The following is a 338-nucleotide window of genomic DNA, read 5'->3' on the forward strand; positions in this document are numbered from 1 at the left end:
GGTGCGCGTCTGGTGTCGTATGTGACGGCGCGTATGGGTATTACGCTCGATGTCGCGACGCTGCGCGCGGCGCTAGCGCAGACGTTGCCGGACTATATGGTGCCGGCGGCGATCGTGGTGCTGGAGTCGCTGCCGCTGACCTCGAACGGCAAGCTCGACCGCAAGGCACTCCCGCAACCGGAATTCGAATCTGCTGCGGAGTACGAAGCACCTGAAGGCGCAACGGAAGCGGCAATCGCAAAGATCTGGTGCGAGGTCCTGGGCATCGAAGGCGTGGGCCGTCACGACAACTTCTTCGAACTGGGCGGCGATTCGATCCTGAGCCTGCAGATCGTGGC

Annotated in this window: 1 protein-coding gene; it reads left to right on the forward strand. The window is 63.3% G+C overall.

Going from position 1 to position 338, the window contains the following annotated elements; translation table 11 throughout:
- Nucleotides 1-338: phosphopantetheine-binding protein (locus tag U5775_RS39190; RefSeq protein ID WP_322063469.1), on the forward strand; the 338-nt coding region annotated here is incomplete at both ends.

It is taken from the genome of Paraburkholderia sp. J63, from assembly GCF_905220245.1.
Lineage (GTDB): Bacteria > Pseudomonadota > Gammaproteobacteria > Burkholderiales > Burkholderiaceae > Paraburkholderia.